The sequence below is a fragment of the Streptosporangium sp. CA-115845 genome, assembly GCF_050943795.1.
Taxonomy (GTDB): domain Bacteria; phylum Actinomycetota; class Actinomycetes; order Streptosporangiales; family Streptosporangiaceae; genus Streptosporangium.
This window is the reverse complement of sequence record NZ_CP191988.1, coordinates 8,352,591-8,369,770: the sequence shown is the minus strand read 5'-3', so window position 1 is coordinate 8,369,770 and position 17,180 is coordinate 8,352,591. Positions and strand designations below refer to the sequence as shown.

Below are 17,180 nucleotides of genomic sequence, written 5' to 3'. Positions count from 1 at the left end.
TCCACATGATCTGTTCGCGCTCGCCCGCTCCCGTACGGCCGGACAGAAGCGACGAAAACCACAGTAGTGATCAAGTGTCACAGTAGCGCCGGGTGACCAAATTAATATTCGACTACAATTATGTATATATTTTATATATGCGTGTTGCGGCCTTCGTGGGCTCGCATGAGTTGTGTCGGCGACGACTCCCGGTATGCCCGCCTCGACGTGATGGGCCTCTCGGGAGCCCAGTGGTTGGCAATATGACTATATATTCCCTTTTGTAGGGCTATGTCTTTTTTGGTGGCGGCGAGTAGGGGATCGCCCTGTACGGCTTCCGAAGGGTTGACGTAATCTGCGTGATCGACGCGATTGGTTTTCGCGAGGTTCGTCCCCATGCTGGAGGGCACTGTGACCGACTCCTCAGGATCCAACCCTTATGGCCCCTACGGTCTGCCGAATCCGAACATGAAGCCGGGCGTCGTGGACCCGCGTCTCACGGACCCCGCGTTCAAGATGGACCACGGCAAGGTCACCGCTCTCGGCGAGAACGTGGGAAAACGCGCTTCCGTGATGACGGAACTCGGCAACAGGACCAAGGCCATCGATATGCACACGCTCACCTTCGGCGTCATCGGCGGAGGTCTGAACGTGGTGCATCGCCAGGTGCGTGACAGCGCCGCCGAGGCCCTGGTGAAGGCCAGAGAGGTTCTGGAGTCCTGGAACGAGGCGCTTTCCGGCGCCGCGAAGAACGCGAAGGAGGCGGAGGCCGCCGGAACCGGCAACGGCCCTCCGGACTCCGGCGGAGGCGGAGGCGCAGGCGCAGGCGCAGGCGCAGGCATTGATCCTTCGGACTTCGGTGAAGGGATCGATCCTTCGGACTTCGGTGGAGGGGCGGGCGAAATGCCTCCGTTCGACCCCGATGCGGGGGGCATCGGCACGCAGGGCCCTGGTGACCTGCCCGGCGTTCCCGGTGCCGGCGACATGCCCACTGTCCCCGGTGCCGACGACCTGCCCGGCGTCCCCGGTTCCGGTGACCTGCCCGGCGTTCCCGGTTCCGGTGACCTGCCCACTGTCCCCGGTGCCGACGACCTCCCGCGGCTCCCCGACCTCGATCGGGGCCAGAACGGTCCGGGCGACATCGGTTCGCCGGATCTGGGCGGTCTCAACGCCGGTACGCCGGGCGAGAACACGCTCAACACCCAGCTCGCCGGATACGACCCGAAGACGGCTGTGCCGGATGCCCTGGCCAACCTGCCGAGAACGCCGGGAGTCCCGGATCTGCGGACACCGGGGATGGACGGCTCGGCCATGGACCGGGCACTGAGCGCGGGGTACGGCACCGGAACCACCACCGGCACCGGAACCGGAGGCGGAATCGGAGGCGGAGGCGCCTTCTCCGGTGGAACGGGCTCGGGTGCGCTCGGCCAGGGCACGGGGGTGGGACGTGGTCTGGGAACAGGCGGTATGCCTATGATGCCGATGGCCCCCATGGGCGGCGGAATGGGCGGCGAGGGGGAGGGGGACCGTGAACGCTCCACCTGGCTCTCGGAGGAGGAGAGCGTCTGGGGCGGCGACGGAGATGTGGCGCCTGCGGTGATCGGGTAGGGAAGAGGTATCCGCGATGTTGTTCACATCTGATCGGGCTCTGTACCTGGAGGCACTCGCCCTGTCCGGGATGGCGGCGATCGTCATGCCGTACGCGCGGCCCATCTCGTTCGCGATCGGATTGCTGGTCTCCGACCCGGGCGAGATGCGGAGTGCCGCGGCACGGTGGAACGACACGTCACCCGCCGGTGCCGCGCCGGCCTCCGGGAGCGGTGACATCGCCCGTCTCCGGCAGGAGCTGGGGCAGCTGGTGCGGGAGATCGGGGCCAACGGGCAATGGACGGGCGTCGCCTACCAGACGTTCAGCAAGAACTTCACCGACTTCGACAAAAGCCTCGCGCAGCTTGAGCGTCTCCGTAAGGGAGTGGGAGACACCCTCGACGTGTCGGCGGAGATCTACCACGTGGGTGCCCAGGTCTGCATGGGCATAGCGACGACTCTGACCGGACTGACGGGGTTCGTCTACTGGGCTCGCCGCTCCGGCGTATACGCGCTGAGCGCGGAAGGCATGGCGATGAATATCGTGGCCAAGCTCGCGCACATCGTGCAGAAGATCGTGACCGCGCACACGAAGGGGGTCTGGAAGATAACCGGGATCGTCAGCGCCGTGGCCGTCTACTATAACCAGGAGGCCCAGAGACTGCCCGGTGTGAAGGCCGTCACGAAGAAGACCCCCGAGTTCGCCCAAGCCCTCAACTACGATTCGTCCAGCGGAGGGCTGAACGTTCCCCCGCCCAAGATGCCCGAGGTGGAGACACCGTCGATGCTTCCGGATTTCGGCTGGTAGCGGTAGGTCCGTTTCCCCGCCTCGGTGACGTCCGCGGCAGCCGGAGGATTCCGGGGCCGGGAACGCGCCGGTCAGCCGCCGGCGACCGGCACCGGCTTCCTGGCGGACACCGGGTCGAGCGCCGGGCCCTCGGCGATCAGGAGCATGATCTGCGCGGGCACCGGGGCGACGTCCTTCTCCGTGTAGCCGAGGCTCCGCAGCGCCTCCACGGACCGGACGGAGTGCCGCCGCCCCTGGTCGCCGATCAGGTAGACCGACCGGACGGCCTCCAGCCTGCCGTTGCTCGGCAACACCCCCACCAGGGCGCCGGCGCCGGGCGGGAGCACCACCTGGTCGACCGTGTCCTGATCGAACCGGCCTGCCGGCGGCGCGGGAATCCGTACCGTGCTCTCGATCGTCAGTGTCGCCCGGGTCGAGCCGCGTTCGCTGTCGGAGTAGACGGAGCAGAGCGGGTCCGTCGGACTCGGTACGACGATCTTCGGCATGGCCGGGGGAAGCCCGCGAGAGTCCAGACGGGTGGCCGAGACGTTCATCCCGTTCGCGCTGGCGGCGTCCGTCTCGATCGCCCGTACCCGCGCCCGTCCGTACGCCTTCTTGCTGGCGGGGTTCTGCAGCAGCAGGTCGGCCTGGACGGGGGTGAGGGCCGCCAGTCCGTCGGAGAGCAGGACGTACCACTTCGCGGGACCGCCGACCGCCGCGGGCACGGTGTACACCCGGCCCACCGCGGACTTCTCCCCGCCGGGTCCGCGGGCCGCACGGCCGAGGTCCGGGATCGCCGGGCCGCGGAAGTCGGGCCCGGTGGGCAGCGCGTTGAGCCAGGCCGCGGGGACCTGGCGGCGCTGCCCGTCGGGGAGCGCCCGCGCGCTCTCGGCGGGTACGAGCATCCGCTGGTCCGACCAGAGCAGCCAGGTCTGGCCCCCCTCCTCGACGACCATGGCGCTGTCGGAGCCGATCGGGCGGCCGCCGACGTTCAGGCCGCCGACCAGCGAGGTGTGCGGCCTGCGCTCGCCGCGGGCGTCCTCGGCCTCCACCACGCAGACCGACCAGGGGGTGCGGACCAGCCTGTCGTGGGCGGGCAGTGACTCGGGAGCACCGGGAATGCCCACCAGCGTGCCACGCCGGAAGCCCGAGAGGGAGGCCGAGGTGACCGTGCGCACCTTCACCTCCTGAGCGCCCAGCAGCAGCCGGGCGGAGGTGACGTTGGCGACCGGGAGCATCTCCCCGCGCGGCGCGCTGTAGACGAAGGTCGCGCCCGACTCCTCCTCCACGATCACCAGACCCGGGTCGGTGAGCGAGGTCGCGCCCCCGGGAAAGATCAGCCCGACGATGCCGAAGCCGGCCGTCACCAGCACCGCGATCAGCACGCCGCAGAACATGGCCACGTTGAGCCTGCGCATCGGCGACTCGGACAGGTCCGGTTCCCCTTGGAGCAGGGCCATGTTCAGGCGCTGGGTCATCAGCTTGTGCGCCTGGTAAAGGTCGCGCCGAGTCTGCATCTCACCTCCGCCTCGCAGGGTGTGGCCGTCGACAGCATAGAAGCGTGATCTTCTTTCTGTCGCATCCGGCCGCGAGGTGAATGCCGCCCGACGGCGGGGTTTCCGGTCGGCGGCGGGGTGGTGAAGAGATCCCGCGGGACTCGGGGGCGGCCCGGACGAGGCCCGTTCCCACTATCCCCCAGGGATATTTGTGATCGTCTTAATGGCGCGGTCGACCTGGGGGTCCGGTTCCTCGATGATGGGGGCACCGACCTCACGCTTGGGGGCCACCCACGCCGAGGGGGGCGCTGTGGAGATCTCAATGCTCCGGAAGTCGATCTTCAGGTTCTCGGTCGGCATGACGTGGTTCAGGCTGGACATCTCCGCTACGAGAGAGGTCATGGTGGTGCCCATCAGAGTCAGAAAGCCCCCGAGAAGCATCGTCATCTGGGCGGCACGGCTGTTGACGAGGACGCTGAGCCGTTGTAACTGCAGCTCCGCCGCCGCAGCCGTGGCCGGTGTGCGCCTCAATCGTTGGGCGGCCACAATGTATGCCAGGACTGCCGCGGCGAGCGTGCCTATCCCCGTCCAGTAGGTGACGTACGCGGTGCGTACGTCGTTGACACTGCCCTCCATGTTGTAGCAGACACCGCTGAGTTTCTGCAGTTGGCCGCCGAGCTCCGCGGCCGCGTGCAGGAACGCTTCCCGGTCGTCGGCCTGCCAGTTGCCGCGGGACAGGAAGACCGTGTTGCCGATGACACCGGGAAGTGCGACTTCGAGCTCTTTGGCGAGGGCGTTCCAGTTGGCCCTGGCGTCGCTCATCCCCACGACGTTCGCCACGGCGGTGCCGACGATGGTCACCGCCACCATCAGTGAGGGCACCAGTCTGGAGCTCAGCTTGAGGTTTTCGAACGCCTTCGCGGAGGCGGCCGCCATCTCGCTGCTCGCCGACCGGAGCGCGGCCGTCTCGGCGCGATTCGCGGCGCGCGCCAACTGGGCCGGGGCCGCCTTGGGGTCGCGTGGTGTGGCACGGTTCAGGTCCACCGGGGGCGTCATGAGTACTTCACCGTGCTGGCCTCTTCGGCGGCCTTCCAGTTTTTTTCGATGGTCTCCAGTGACGTGACCCAGCCCCTCAGGGCGGTGATGCAGTCACCGGTGGCCTTCTTGACCCCGCCCTGGGCGTCCCCGTACTGGTTGCCGAGGAGAAGGCCGATCGTGCCGAACCCCGGGAAGCTGACATCGGTGTCGTCGATGCTCGTCTGGAACGCCTCGAAGCGAGGTATCGCGTACTCACCGAGGTTGCGCTGGATGTTCGCAATACAGGAGGAGGTGACGTACTTGTCCTGAGCCATGAGTCATCTCCCTGTTCGTGGATGTCTGTAACTCATTTTCTGAATCCATACTGTTGGGGCGATATTTAGGCGATCTTGACAGTACCCTGTGTTCTGTTCCGTGTCAGGAGTGATCTGGATCGCCTTGGGGCACCTGATGTTCAGAAGGGGCGCGTGGTGTTCGATTCCACCGGTTTTGGGCTGGAAGACCTGGAGCGGATCGGCCGGGAGACGGAGGAGACGATCCAGCGCCTCGCCGATCTCCAGGAGGAGCTCGACGGTGTGCGCGGCACCGGAACGGGCGCCGACGGGCTGATCGGTGTGACCGCCAACGGAGGGGGGCAGGTGGAGAGGATCGAGCTCAACCCCCGGGTGATGCGCCTGGAGAGCCAGACCCTGGCAGAGGAGCTCATGAAGGCGATCGACGAGGCCAGGGCGGACGGGGAGCGCAGGACCCGGGAACTCCTGGAGGCCGCGGGACTCACGGCGGACCCGCCGGACTTCGACAAGGTGCAGGAGCAGATGACGATGTCCTATGAGGAGTTCGCCCGCTCCCTGGAGAACATCCAGGTGCGGAAGCCGGGCGGCCACTGAGGGAGCCGGGGTGGGGGAACGCGCCGGTGCTCTTCTGCCCCGGCGGTTCCTCCCGTGCCCTTCACCCGCCGGTCCCTCGAACCCTCATCCGCCGCTTCCAACCCGGCCCGGTCGCCATCCCCGGCGCCGGCCCAGCGGGATCACCACTCTGACCAGAACCGCCAGGATCGCCGCGACGGTCGAGACCAGGGCGATCCAGGTCGCGATCGCGACCGCGCGGGCGTCCTCCACGGGGGCGGGCAGGATCGCCTCCGCCGGTAGCGGGACGGGCTCGTCCGGTGCGATCGCCACCGACTCCGAGGGCAGGATCGCCGACACGGCCAGCAGCGGATTGATCATCCCGGCCCCGGTCCCGGTTCCGGCGCCGCCGTCGGCGGTCAGCCTGATGCGCCGTCGCACGGCGCTCTGGTCCAGTGCGGGATGGCGGGCGCGCACCAGCGCCACCACCCCGGTGACGTACGGTGCGGCGAAGCTGGTTCCCTCCAGGTTCTCGCGGTAGGCCCTGCCCGGGGAGGTGGAGGTGACTCCGACGCCGGGAGCGAGTACGGAGACCGGGGTGGCGGTGCTGGAGGATTCGGCCCTGGCGTCGTCCGGCCCGGCCGCGCCGACGGAGAGGACACCGGGGTAGGCGGCCGGATAGGCGGGCGCTGAGGTGCCGTCGTCCTTGGTGACGTTGCCGGCGGCGGCCACCACCACCACGTCCTGGGCGAGGGCGTAGGCGACCACCGCCTTCAGTTCGGGCCGGTCGGGGGCACGGACCGACACGTTGATCACGTCGGCGCCGAGCTGGACGGCCCGCAGGATTCCGTGGGCCAGCAGTCTCACCTCCCCGTTCTCCTCATTGGTCTGTTTGATGGATATCAGCGTGGCCTCCGGCGCCACCCCGGCGAAGGGCACTCCCCGGTTCTCGGTGCCCACGATGATGCCCGCCACCGCCGTACCATGCCCGACGCAGTCGCCCGCGCCCGTGTCGGTGAGGTCGATCCGCCTGCGCACCTTCGTCAGCTGCGGGTGGGTGGTGTCCACCCCGCTGTCGACGATCGCGACCTTCACCCCCGATCCCCTGGTCAGCCGCCACACCTCGGGGAGGTTGAGGCGCCGCTGTGCCCAGCTCTCCCCGATGCTCATCGTCCCGCGTGGCGGGGAGCAGTCGGCTGTCCTTCCGGCCCACCCGGTGGGAAGCGGGGTCGCGACGGCCAGCGCGACCGTAGCCGCGACGAGTTTCCCGCTGATCATTCGAATGGCTCCCAGAGCGTGAACGGTGTCCCTTCCCCCGGAACGGGCCGGGGGAAGGGATCCCTCATGTCATCGCGGTGTCATCCGCAGTTCGCCCAGTCCTGGCTGGTGCTGCCACCGGGCCCGCCGCCGGAGAAGCGCACGCACTTGCCCCTGGCGGGGAGGTAGACCGGGCCCGCGTAGTACTCGTAGTTGCCGCGGTCGGTGTGGCTGCCACCGTTCTGGACCTCCAGGGTCGCCCAGATCTGCGTCGAGACGCCGACGTCGGCGCTCTTTATCGTGACCACGCAGTTGGAGCCGGTCGAGGTGTTGTAGAGCTGGTAGGTGGTCCCGCCGCCGAACGAGGAGGACCGCTGCACGTAGTAACCCGCCCCACAGACCTGCTGGGCGCTGTAGGGGTTGGAACGTGAGGCCGCCTGCGGTGCCGCCTTCGGGGGCGCGGTCGTCGGCTTGGCCGCCGGCGGTGCCGCGGCCGGTTGTTCGGCCGTCGGCCTGGCCGCGGGCGGTGCCGTCGTCTTCGTGGGCTTGGGCGCGGGCGGTGCCGTCGTCTTCGTGGGCCTGGGGGCCGCGGTGGTCGGCTTCGTGGTCGGTTTCGGGGCCCGAGTCTCCTTGGGCTCCTCCTGCGTCGTGGTCGGCTGCGCCGTCGGCTTGGGCGCGGGCCTCTCGGGAGTCGGAGTGGCGGACGGTCTGGAGGTCCGCCCGGGCTTGGAAGCCTGGGCCGTCGGCGTCTTCCGGGTGTCGGCCTTCTTCGTCGGGGAGGGCGTCGTGCTGGGCGCCGCGGGTGTCGTGCTGGGCGCCGCGGGCGGCGCGGTGGGCACGGCGGTCGGGATCGCCGGCACCGAAGCCGGCGGTGAGATGAGCGGGCTCAGCATCGGTTCCGTGGGAGTGTCGGTGGGCAGCCGCAGCGGTCCGACGTCTCCCGTGTCTCCCACCTCGGGCTCCGGCGTGGTACCCCACGGCACGGTCACTCGGTTCGTCGGATCGCCTCCGGCGCCCTGTCCTTGTTCCTGGCCCTGCCACTGGCCGGCCAGGGCCAGTGGGGAGCCGGCGTTTCTCGCGTCGGCGGCCCGTCCCGCGTCGCCGAGCGAGGCGTAGTTCCCGGCGGCCCAGATTCCGGTGCCGGACAGCAGCGCGACCACACCGACGCCGGCCACCAGCATGAGAGGCAGGCCGCCGGTCTTGCGCTTCTCCCCTACGGGAGAGGTGATCACGGCCCCGGCCACCGGGGGTGGGCCTCCTGGCAGGGGCGGTGCGTTCCAGAGCCGGGTCGCGGGCGGATGCGTGGCTCCGTCCCCCGGCCCGGGGTTCGTGTCGGGGACGCCGGTGCCGTCCTCGGAGGGATGCCGGGGAATCGGCATGACCTGGTCCGCGGCCTGGTCGCCGAGCAGCCGCATCATGGCCACCTTGGCGTCGGGCCGAGCCTCCGGGCTCTTGTCCAGGCAGGCGGCGATGAGAGGGCGCAGTTGGGACGGGACACCGGTCAGGTTCGCCGGGGCCTCCAGCACCGCCTCCGGCCGTCCGCCGAAGGGCGGTTGCCCGGTGGCCGCGTGGACGATCGTCGAGGCCCAGGAGAACAGGTCCGCGGGCCTGCCCGCGGAGGACGGGACCCGGATGGGAACGGTGCCCGAGGCCTGCGCCGCCTCACCACCGGAGGCCAGCTCCGCGCGGATGCGCTCGGGGGCGAGATAGTCCGGCTCCACGCCGGTACCGCCGAGGCCGATGTCGCAGATGCGGGGACCGTCGGGACCGAGGAGCACGGTGTCGGGGGTGAGCCCGCCGTGGACGAGGCCGATCAGGTGGACGGAGGTGAGCGCGGTGAGCGTGCTGACGGCGAGCCGTTCCAGGGCGTCTTCGGAGAGCGGGCCGTCGGCGGCCACCGCCTCGCGCAGAGTGCGGCCCTCGACGTGCTCGCGGACCACGTAGGGGGAGTCGTCGAACCAGCCGACCTCAAGCAGCCGGACGGTGTGCGCCCCGGGCACGCGCTTGGCGGCGTACAGCTCGTGCGTGATCCTTTCGCGGGTCTGCGGGTCCGCGTCCGGGTAGGGCTCCAGCATGCGGATCACGCGCAGAGTGTCGTCGTCGAGCGGATGGCCCAGGTAGACGGCATGCTTCGGATCCGACAGGAGGCGGCCGACCAGGACGTGGACGCCGATGCGCTCCGGATCTTCCGCTAGTAATGGGTGAAAATCCCCCATGGAGTTCCTTCCGACCCAGCTAATCGAGACATACGTCTCTGTATTGATCAAGAGCTATCAAAGCAAGTCTGACCGCTCTAGTTCATTGGTTTCGTGTGCTTTTTGGCATCAATTCCTTTTTGGAGGTGATAACCGTTCTTCTGGGGCATGCGGGGAGTTCCGGGTTCGCCGGGGGTCTTGCTCCAGCCGGGAGTCGCTCGGGGGGGTCCTAAGCTGGCCTTCTGCACGGGAGAAGGGCCGGGCCGCGTCGGTCGGCGCCCGTGTCGCGACGCGTGAAACCAGGAGCAGTGATGAACAGCCAGTACCCATGGGGCGTGGCGACCGCCACCGGCGTCGGGTCGCATCCGGGGGAGGACCACGCCGAGGCGGTCAGGGTGGTCCTCGGCGAGTCGCCCGCGCTGCCGTACCTGCCGGAGCTGCCCGCCCGGGGCGTCGGCGCCGACATGGTCGGGCGCACCGCGTCGCTCCTGCTGGAGATGCCCGTGGAGGTACAGCCGTCGGGCTGGCGGTTCGCCGACCGGCCGGGCCGTGACCTCAAACGCGCCCGCGACCATCTCATCCGCGACCTCGACGCCCTGGAGGAGGCGGCCCAGGGGTACGAGGGGCCCTTCAAGATCCAGGTGTGCGGGCCGTGGACGCTGGCCGGAGCGGTCGAGCTCAGGCACGGCGACAAGACGCTCGCCGACCCGGGGGCGGTGCGCGATCTGGTGGAGTCCCTGGCCGAGGGGCTCGCGGCGCACGTCGCCGACGTGCGCCGCCGGGTGCCGGGAGCCTCGCAGATCGTGGTGCAGATCGACGAGCCGGGGTTGCCGGGTGTCCTCGCGGGCACGGTGCCGACCGCCTCGGGCTTCGGGCGGCTGGCCGCGGTCGACCGCCAGGTCGCCGCGGACCGGCTCGGCGCGGTGTTCCCCGCGGGGACGTTCGCCGTCGTGCACTGCTGCGCCCCCGCCGTGCCCTTCCGCGTGCTGCGCGCGGCGGGCGCGGCGGGTGTCTCGCTCGACGCCCACCTGCTGAACAGGCGCGACGAGGACGCGATCGGCGAGACCGTCGAGGCGGGGACGGCTCTCTTCCTCGGTGTCGTGCCGGGGGTGGACGCGAGGCTCCCCGACGTCGGCGTGGTCGCCGGACCGGCCGTCGAGCTCTGGCGCCGTCTCGGCTTCCCCGCCGCGACGCTGGCCTCGCAGGTGGTGCTCACCCCGGCCTGCGGCCTGGCCGGGGCCTCACCCGCCTACGCCAGGGCGGCCCTGGCCACCTGCCGCAAGGCCGCCCGGGTGCTGCAGGACGACCCCGGCGAGTGATCCCGGCCGCCGGGGCTTCAACTCGGGGTAAGGACGGACGCGGACCGTCGGTGCTCAAGGGTACGTTTGGCGTGGCCGACGACGAGGGGAGAAGCGGCGATGGGTGCTGAGGTCGAGGGCGTGCCGGTGCGGGCGTTGGAGCGGCACGCGGAGCTGACCGAGCTGGTCGAGGAGGCCAACTGGCGCTACCACGTGCTCGACTCGCCCACCGTGAGCGACGCCCGGTACGACGGGTGGATGCGCGAGCTGCGCGAGCTGGAGGAGGAGAGCCCGACCCTCCGCACGCCCGACTCCCCCACCCAGAAGATCGGCGCGCCGATCTCCAGCGACTTCAATCCCGTCGAGCACCTGCAGCGGATGGAGAGCCTCGACAACGCCTTCAACGCCGAGGATCTCGCCGCCTGGCGGGCAAGGGCCGAGCGGCTGGCCGAGCGCGACCCCGCGCCCTACCTGTGCGAGCTGAAGATCGACGGTCTGGCGATCGCACTGGTCTACGAGAAGGGCCGCCTGACCAGGGGGGCCACCAGGGGCGACGGCCGCGTCGGTGACGACGTGACGGCCAACGTCCGCACGATCGCCAACGTGCCGCACCGCCTGACCGGCGACGACGTGCCCGACCTGGTGGAGGTCAGGGGCGAGGTCTACATCCCGGTCGAGGAGTTCAGGAAGCTCAACGAGCAGCTGGTCGAGACGGGCAAGGCGCCGTTCGCCAACCCGCGCAACTCCGCGGCGGGTTCCCTGCGGCAGAAGGATCCGCGCATCACCGCGCAGCGCCCGCTGCACATGATCGTCCACGGGATCGGCAAGTGGGAGGGGACCGCCCCGCCCCGCACCCAGTCGGAGATCTACGACCGGCTCGCGGCGTTCGGCCTGCCGGTCAGCGACCTCTACCGGGTCGTCGACGACCTTGCGGGCATCAACGCCTTCATCGACTTCTACAACGAGCACCGTCACGACCCGGCCTACGAGATCGACGGCGTCGTGGTCAAGGTCAACCGCATCGAGCTCCAGCACAACCTGGGCTCCACCAGCCGGGCCCCCCGCTGGGCGATCGCCTACAAGTATCCTCCCGAGGAGGTCAACACCAGGCTCCTCGACATCCAGGTCGCGGTGGGCCGCACCGGCAGGGTCACGCCGTACGGGGTCATGGAGCCGATCGTGGTGGCCGGCTCCACCGTCGAGCGGGCCACGCTGCACAACGCCTCCGAGGTCGCGCGCAAGGGTGTGCTGATCGGCGACACCGTGGTGCTGCGCAAGGCGGGCGACGTCATCCCCGAGATCGTCGGTCCGGTCGTCGACCTGCGCGACGGCACCGAGCGGGCGTTCGTGATGCCGGAGCGCTGCCCGGAGTGCGACACCGAGCTGGCGTACGAGAGCGAGGGCGACGCCGACCTGCGCTGCCCCAACAGCAGGGCGTGTCCCGCCCAGCTCCGCGAGCGCGTCTTCTTCGCGGCCGGCCGCAGGGCCTTCGACATCGAGGGGCTGGGCTACGTGGCGGCCACCGCGCTGACCCAGCCGCTGCCGCCGCAGGAGCCGCCGGTCCGCACCGAGGCGGACCTGTTCGATCTGACGATCGAGCAGTTGCTGCCGATCAGGTCGGTGGTCCGCGATCCCGACACCAAGTTGCCCAAGACCGATCCGGAGAGCGGCGAGCAGAAGATCGTCACCTTCTTCGCCAACCAGAGCGGCGAGCCGAGCAAGAACGCCGAGAAGATGCTGGAGCAGCTGGAGAAGGCCAAGAGCCAGCCGGTCTGGCGGGTGCTCGTCGCGCTCTCCATCCGGCATGTCGGCCCCCCGACCGCCCAGGCGATCGCCGCGGAGTTCGGTTCCATCCACACGATCGCGAAGGCCTCCGAGGAGGAGCTCGCCGCGGTCGAGGGCGTCGGCTCACAGGTGGCCGCGGCGATCCGCGACTGGTTCGAGGTCGACTGGCACCGGGAGATCGTCAAGCGCTGGGCGGACGCCGGGGTCCGGATGGTCGACGACCCGCCGGCCGAGCAGCTCCCGCAGACCCTGGCCGGGCTGACCTTCGTGGTGACCGGCACGCTCGCCGACTTCACCCGCGACGAGGCCGGTGAGGCCCTGGCCGCCCGAGGTGGCAAGGTCGCGGCGTCGGTGTCGAAGAAGACCTCCTTCGTGGTGGTCGGAGAGAACGCGGGTTCCAAGTTCGACAAGGCCGTGAAGCTCGGCGTGCCGATCCTCGACGAGGCCGGTCTGCGAGTCCTGCTGGCCGAGGGGCCCGAGGCGGCGGCGGAGGTGACGGTGCGGCCCGAGGAGTGACCGGACCGCCCCGCCGCGGTGTGCAAGAACGCGTGAATTTTCAGTGACGGACCGTGCGCAATCGGTTCCGCGAAGTGGCCCGTAGGCCGTACTCTCCCAGAGTGAACTAATGGGGGTTTTGTTACTCATGGCCGACCCAACCGACACTCGCGATACCGGACCGCGTCTGGGATCGCCCCTCTGGGCCTATCTCGCCGCCGTCATCGCGGTCGGGTTCGTCGTCCTTGTCGTGTCCCAGCTGCGCATGGACACGACCGAGATCGTGGAACTCGCCCGAAGCCCGCTGTTCTGGATGCTCATGGTCCTGGTCGTGCTGGGCGAGTTGCGGCCGGTGGTCCTGTCGTCGTCGCTGACCGTGGGCGGCACCTATCCGTCGACCATGTTCACCTTCGCCGCGCTGCTCCACTACGGCCTGCCGATCGCGGTGCTGTTGCAGGCGGTCGCCATGGTCGTCAACGGGGCGGTCACCCGTAAGGCGTGCCACCGGGTCATGTTCAACATCGCCCAGGTGACACTGGCCTGCACCGCCGCCGGGGTGGTGCTCGGCCTCTTCGGCGACCAGCCCGTCACGGTGGGCGCCGGGGTGCCCGACGGCGCCGACCTGCTGGCGATCGGGCTGGCCGGGCTGGCCTACTTCGTGGTCCGGGCCGCGCTGGTCTCCGGGGCGGTGGCGCTGCACGAGCGCAGGTCGATCCACCGGGTGATCAAGACCACGATCGGTCACCAGAGCCTCGTCTACGCCGGGCTGCTCGGCCTGGCCCCGCTCGTCGTGGTGGTGATGAACCACTCGCCGGCCCTGGTGCCGCTCTTCCTGGCGCCCATGCTGGCCGTCTACTTCACGGCCAGCATGTCGGTCCGCCGCGACCACCAGGCGATGCACGACGGCCTGACCGGGCTGCCCAACCGCAAGATGCTCGTGCTCAACACGGAGGAGGCGCTCGCCGAGGCGCGGGAGGGTGAGCGGGTCGGCCTGTTCCTGCTCGACCTCGACCGGTTCAAGGAGATCAACGACACCCTCGGGCACCCGGTCGGCGACCGGCTCCTGCAGATGGTCGCGCACCGGCTCACCCACAGCGTCCGTCCTGGCGACGTGGTGGCCCGGCTCGGCGGCGACGAGTTCGCCGTGCTGCTGCCCTCGATCAGGGACGCCGCGGCGGCCAGGGAGGTGGCGGCGCGCCTGCGGGTGGCGATCACCGAGCCGGTACGGCTGGAGGGCATGAGCTTCGACCTGGACGCCTCGTTCGGCATCGCCATCTACCCCGACCACGCACCGGACTTCGAGATGCTCCTGCAACGCTCCGACGTGGCGATGTACCTGGCGAAGGAGAGCAGGACCGGGGTCGAGATCTACGCCGCCGACAAGGACCGCAACAGTCCCGAGCGGCTCACCCTCCTCGGTGACCTGCGCAGGGCCATCGACCGCTCCGAGCTGCGGCTGCACTACCAGCCCAAGCTCGACCTGTCGGGAGGGCAGGTGCGGGGCGTGGAGGCGCTGCTGCGATGGCGTCACCCGGAGCGGGGGATGATCTCCCCGGGAGAGTTCGTGCCGATGGCCGAGCAGTCGTATCTGATGCGCCACCTCACCGGATACGTCATCGACGCGGCCCTGGAGCAGGCCGCGCACTGGTGGCACACCGGCCTGCACGAGCAGATCTCCGTCAACGTCTCGGCCCGCGACCTTCTCGACTCGGCGCTCTCCGACCAGCTGGGAGCGGGCCTGGCGCGATACCGGCTGCCGCCCAAGGCGATCCAGCTGGAGGTCACCGAGCGCATCCTGATGACCGACCAGGCGTACACCGCCGACGCGGTCCGCGCCCTGGCCTCGCTGGGCGTGCCGCTCGCGCTCGACGACTTCGGCACCGGCTACTCCTCGCTGGTCCGCCTGCAGCGCCTGCCGGTGGCCGAGGTCAAGATCGACTCCTCGTTCGTCCGCCGGATCGGCGAGTCCAAGGACGACGAGCGGATCGTCCGCTCGATCGTCGACCTGGTCCGCTCCCTCGGCCTGCGTTCGGTCGCCGAGGGCGTCGAGTCGGCCGAGGTGGCCGAGCGCCTGGCGGACATGGGGTGCGATCTGGGCCAGGGCTGGCTGTTCGCCAAGCCCATGTCGGCCGCTGACACGACAGTATGGTTGCGCAAGCATCGAGGGCTCGCCCCGCACGACTTCGGCTTCCTGCGCCCCACCGAGATCCTCGACCCCCAGCGGGCCTGATCCGCTCTGTCGCCATGATCTTGCGTACGCCTTTCCGGGGACGCGCGAAGCAGCGTTCACGATCGATTCGGCGGGAGCGGCGCCCATGTGGTCAACGTTTCGTAACCTTCCTGGGGCGGGGCCGGGGTGCGGCGATCTCGGTGGGCGGTGGCAACCGGCTCAGGGACTCCCGGATCGGTGCGCACCGGACAGGCCGGGCGCCGATTTCTCCGGCCTGGCGGGCCGGGGGCGGTCTGACCGCTTCGAGTAAGAGATCTTCGGTTGGTTGCGACGGTGTTAATGAGTCGGGACCCTCAGGTCGCGAGCCATAGGATGACAGTGTCCAATTGCCATTCCACGAAACGGGTTCAACGACTCATGTCCGCCATAACCCGCGACGAGGTCGCTCACCTCGCCCGGCTGTCCCGGCTGGCGCTGGCCGACGAGGAGCTCGACCACTTCGCCGCCCAGCTCGATGTGATCATCGGTGCGGTCGCCCGCGTCGCCGAGGTGGCGGCCGACGACATCCCGCCGTCCTCGCACGCGTTGCCGCTCACCAACGTCTACCGCCCCGACGAGGTGCGGCCAGGACTGACGCCGGAACAGGCGCTGTCAGGCGCCCCGGCAGTCGAGGACGACCGCTTCCGCGTGCCGCGCATCCTTGGGGAGGAAGCATGAGCCTCATCCACAAGACCGCCGCGGATCTGGGCGCGCTGATCGCCGCCGGAGAGGTCTCCGCCGTCGAGGTCGCCCAGGCCCATCTCGACCGGATCGCCGCCGTCGAGCCGCAGGTCAACGCCTTCCTCCACGTCAACGCCGAGACGACCCTGGAGCAGGCGCGGGCCGTCGACGCCCGCCGGGCCGCCGGCGAGGAGCTCGGCCCGCTGGCCGGCGTGCCGATCGCGCACAAGGACGTCTTCACCACCGTCGACATGCCGACCACGGCCGGCTCCAAGATCCTTGAGGGCTATCGCCCGCCGTACGACGCCACCGTGACCCGCCGTCTGCGCGAGGCCGGCCTGGTGATCCTCGGCAAGACCAACCTGGATGAGTTCGCGATGGGCTCCTCCACCGAGAACTCCGCCTACGGCCCCACCCGCAACCCGTGGGACCTGTCCCGCATCCCCGGCGGCTCCTCCGGCGGCTCGTCCGCCGCGGTCGCCGCCTACGAGGCCCCGCTGTCCACCGGCACCGACACCGGCGGCTCGATCCGCCAGCCCGCCGCGGTCACCGGCATCGTGGGCATGAAGCCGACCTACGGCGGCTCGTCCCGCTACGGCCTGATCGCCTTCGCCAGTTCGCTCGACACGCCGGGCCCCTTCGCCCGCAACGTGCTGGACGCCGCGCTGCTGCACGAGGCGTTCTCCGGCCACGACGTGATGGACGCGACCTCCGTCGACGCCCCGGTGCCCTCGGTCGTGGCGGCGGCGCGCAACGGCGACGTGGCCGGGCTGCGCATCGGCGTGGTCAAGGAGTTCGGCGGCGACGGCTACCAGGCGGGTGTGCTCGCGCGCTTCCACGAGACCGTGGAACTGCTGGAGTCGCTGGGCGCGAAGGTCTTCGAGGTCTCCTGTCCCTCGTTCACCACCGCCCTCCCGGCGTACTACCTCATCGCCCCCTCGGAGTGCTCCTCCAACCTGGCCCGCTTCGACGCCATGAGGTACGGCCTGCGCGTCGGCGACGACGGCACGCGCAGCGCCGAGGAGGTCATGGCCCTGACCCGGGCCCAGGGCTTCGGCCCCGAGGTCAAGCGCCGCATCATCCTCGGCACGTACGCGCTGTCCAGCGGTTACTACGACGCCTACTACGGCCAGGCGCAGAAGGTCCGCACGCTCATCGCGCGCGACTTCGAGGCCGCCTTCCAGCAGGTGGACGTGCTCATCTCGCCGACGACGCCCACCACGGCGTTCCCGATCGGCGAGCGCGCCGACGACCCCATGGCGATGTACCTGGCCGACCTGTGCACCATCCCGACCAACCTGGCGGGCAACGCGGCCATCTCCGTGCCGTGCGGCCTGGCGGACGAGGACGGCCTGCCGGTCGGTCTGCAGATCATGGCTCCGGTGCTCGGCGACGACCGCTGCTACCGGGTCGGTGCCGCGGTCGAGCAGGCCCTCCAGGCACGGTGGGGCGGCGACCTGCTGTCCAGGGCCCCGGAGCTATAAGGGTTTTCTGGATTTCGGGGCGAGGGGGCGACAGGTGACAGGGA

Annotated in this window: 13 protein-coding genes; 8 read left to right on the top strand and 5 right to left on the bottom strand. The window is 70.0% G+C overall.

Annotation, left to right across the window (positions count from 1 at the left end; all coding sequences use genetic code 11):
• The first annotated feature begins 375 nt into the window (after positions 1 to 375).
• Both ACQP0P_RS39945 and ACQP0P_RS39940 read left to right on the top strand, forming a co-directional pair.
• Positions 376 to 1,587 (top strand): hypothetical protein, encoded by a 1,212-nt coding sequence (locus tag ACQP0P_RS39945; protein ID WP_433366007.1) that lies wholly within the window; start codon positions 376 to 378, stop codon positions 1,585 to 1,587.
• A gap of 16 nt (positions 1,588 to 1,603) precedes the next feature.
• Positions 1,604 to 2,374 (top strand): WXG100 family type VII secretion target, encoded by a 771-nt coding sequence (locus ACQP0P_RS39940; RefSeq protein WP_433366004.1) that lies wholly within the window; start codon positions 1,604 to 1,606, stop codon positions 2,372 to 2,374.
• Positions 2,375 to 2,445: 71 nt separating this feature from the next.
• Here the strand turns inward: ACQP0P_RS39940 and eccB are convergent, their stop codons facing one another.
• From eccB to ACQP0P_RS39925, 3 genes are all read right to left on the bottom strand, one after another.
• Positions 2,446 to 3,870 carry a type VII secretion protein EccB gene (gene eccB, locus ACQP0P_RS39935; RefSeq protein ID WP_433366001.1) on the bottom strand — a complete coding sequence of 475 codons (1,425 nt, stop codon included), beginning with the start codon at positions 3,868 to 3,870 and terminating at the stop codon, positions 2,446 to 2,448.
• 171 nt (positions 3,871 to 4,041) lie between these two features.
• Positions 4,042 to 4,905 (bottom strand): hypothetical protein, encoded by an 864-nt coding sequence (locus tag ACQP0P_RS39930; RefSeq protein ID WP_433365998.1) that lies wholly within the window; start codon positions 4,903 to 4,905, stop codon positions 4,042 to 4,044.
• Positions 4,902 to 5,201, bottom strand: a complete 300-nt coding sequence (locus ACQP0P_RS39925; RefSeq protein WP_433365995.1) for a hypothetical protein — start codon at positions 5,199 to 5,201, stop codon at positions 4,902 to 4,904. The genes ACQP0P_RS39930 and ACQP0P_RS39925 overlap by 4 nt, the downstream gene beginning before the upstream one ends.
• Positions 5,202 to 5,357: 156 nt before the next feature.
• Between ACQP0P_RS39925 and ACQP0P_RS39920 the strand changes: the two genes are divergently transcribed.
• The gene (locus ACQP0P_RS39920; RefSeq protein ID WP_433365992.1) at positions 5,358 to 5,774 is read left to right on the top strand and encodes a YbaB/EbfC family nucleoid-associated protein; all 417 of its coding nucleotides are present in this window, start codon (positions 5,358 to 5,360) and stop codon (positions 5,772 to 5,774) included.
• Positions 5,775 to 5,858: 84 nt separating this feature from the next.
• On the opposite strand, the gene ACQP0P_RS39915 is transcribed toward ACQP0P_RS39920, so the two are convergent.
• Both ACQP0P_RS39915 and ACQP0P_RS39910 read right to left on the bottom strand, forming a co-directional pair.
• Positions 5,859 to 7,010 (bottom strand): S8 family serine peptidase, encoded by a 1,152-nt coding sequence (locus ACQP0P_RS39915; RefSeq protein WP_433365989.1) that lies wholly within the window; start codon positions 7,008 to 7,010, stop codon positions 5,859 to 5,861.
• Positions 7,011 to 7,090: 80 nt separating this feature from the next.
• Positions 7,091 to 9,205 (bottom strand): protein kinase domain-containing protein, encoded by a 2,115-nt coding sequence (locus ACQP0P_RS39910; protein ID WP_433365986.1) that lies wholly within the window; start codon positions 9,203 to 9,205, stop codon positions 7,091 to 7,093.
• A 290-nt stretch (positions 9,206 to 9,495) separates the two neighbouring features.
• On the opposite strand from ACQP0P_RS39910, the gene ACQP0P_RS39905 reads away from it, so the two are divergent.
• The 5 genes from ACQP0P_RS39905 to gatA all read left to right on the top strand — a co-directional run bounded on the left by ACQP0P_RS39905 (position 9,496) and on the right by gatA (position 17,136).
• Positions 9,496 to 10,503, top strand: a complete 1,008-nt coding sequence (locus tag ACQP0P_RS39905) for a methionine synthase (protein ID WP_433365984.1) — start codon at positions 9,496 to 9,498, stop codon at positions 10,501 to 10,503.
• Between the two features lie 99 nt (positions 10,504 to 10,602).
• Positions 10,603 to 12,783: an NAD-dependent DNA ligase LigA gene (gene ligA / locus ACQP0P_RS39900; RefSeq protein WP_433365981.1), complete on the top strand. Its 2,181-nt coding sequence runs from the start codon at positions 10,603 to 10,605 to the stop codon at positions 12,781 to 12,783.
• A 127-nt stretch (positions 12,784 to 12,910) separates the two neighbouring features.
• Positions 12,911 to 14,992 carry a putative bifunctional diguanylate cyclase/phosphodiesterase gene (locus ACQP0P_RS39895; RefSeq protein WP_433365978.1) on the top strand — a complete coding sequence of 694 codons (2,082 nt, stop codon included), beginning with the start codon at positions 12,911 to 12,913 and terminating at the stop codon, positions 14,990 to 14,992.
• A 357-nt stretch (positions 14,993 to 15,349) separates the two neighbouring features.
• Positions 15,350 to 15,649, top strand: a complete 300-nt coding sequence (gene gatC / locus ACQP0P_RS39890) for an Asp-tRNA(Asn)/Glu-tRNA(Gln) amidotransferase subunit GatC (RefSeq protein ID WP_030913706.1) — start codon at positions 15,350 to 15,352, stop codon at positions 15,647 to 15,649.
• A complete protein-coding gene (gene gatA, locus ACQP0P_RS39885; protein WP_433365975.1) occupies positions 15,646 to 17,136 on the top strand; it encodes an Asp-tRNA(Asn)/Glu-tRNA(Gln) amidotransferase subunit GatA in 1,491 nt (496 codons plus the stop codon). The genes gatC and gatA overlap by 4 nt, the downstream gene beginning before the upstream one ends.
• The last annotated feature ends 44 nt before the right edge of the window (positions 17,137 to 17,180 follow it).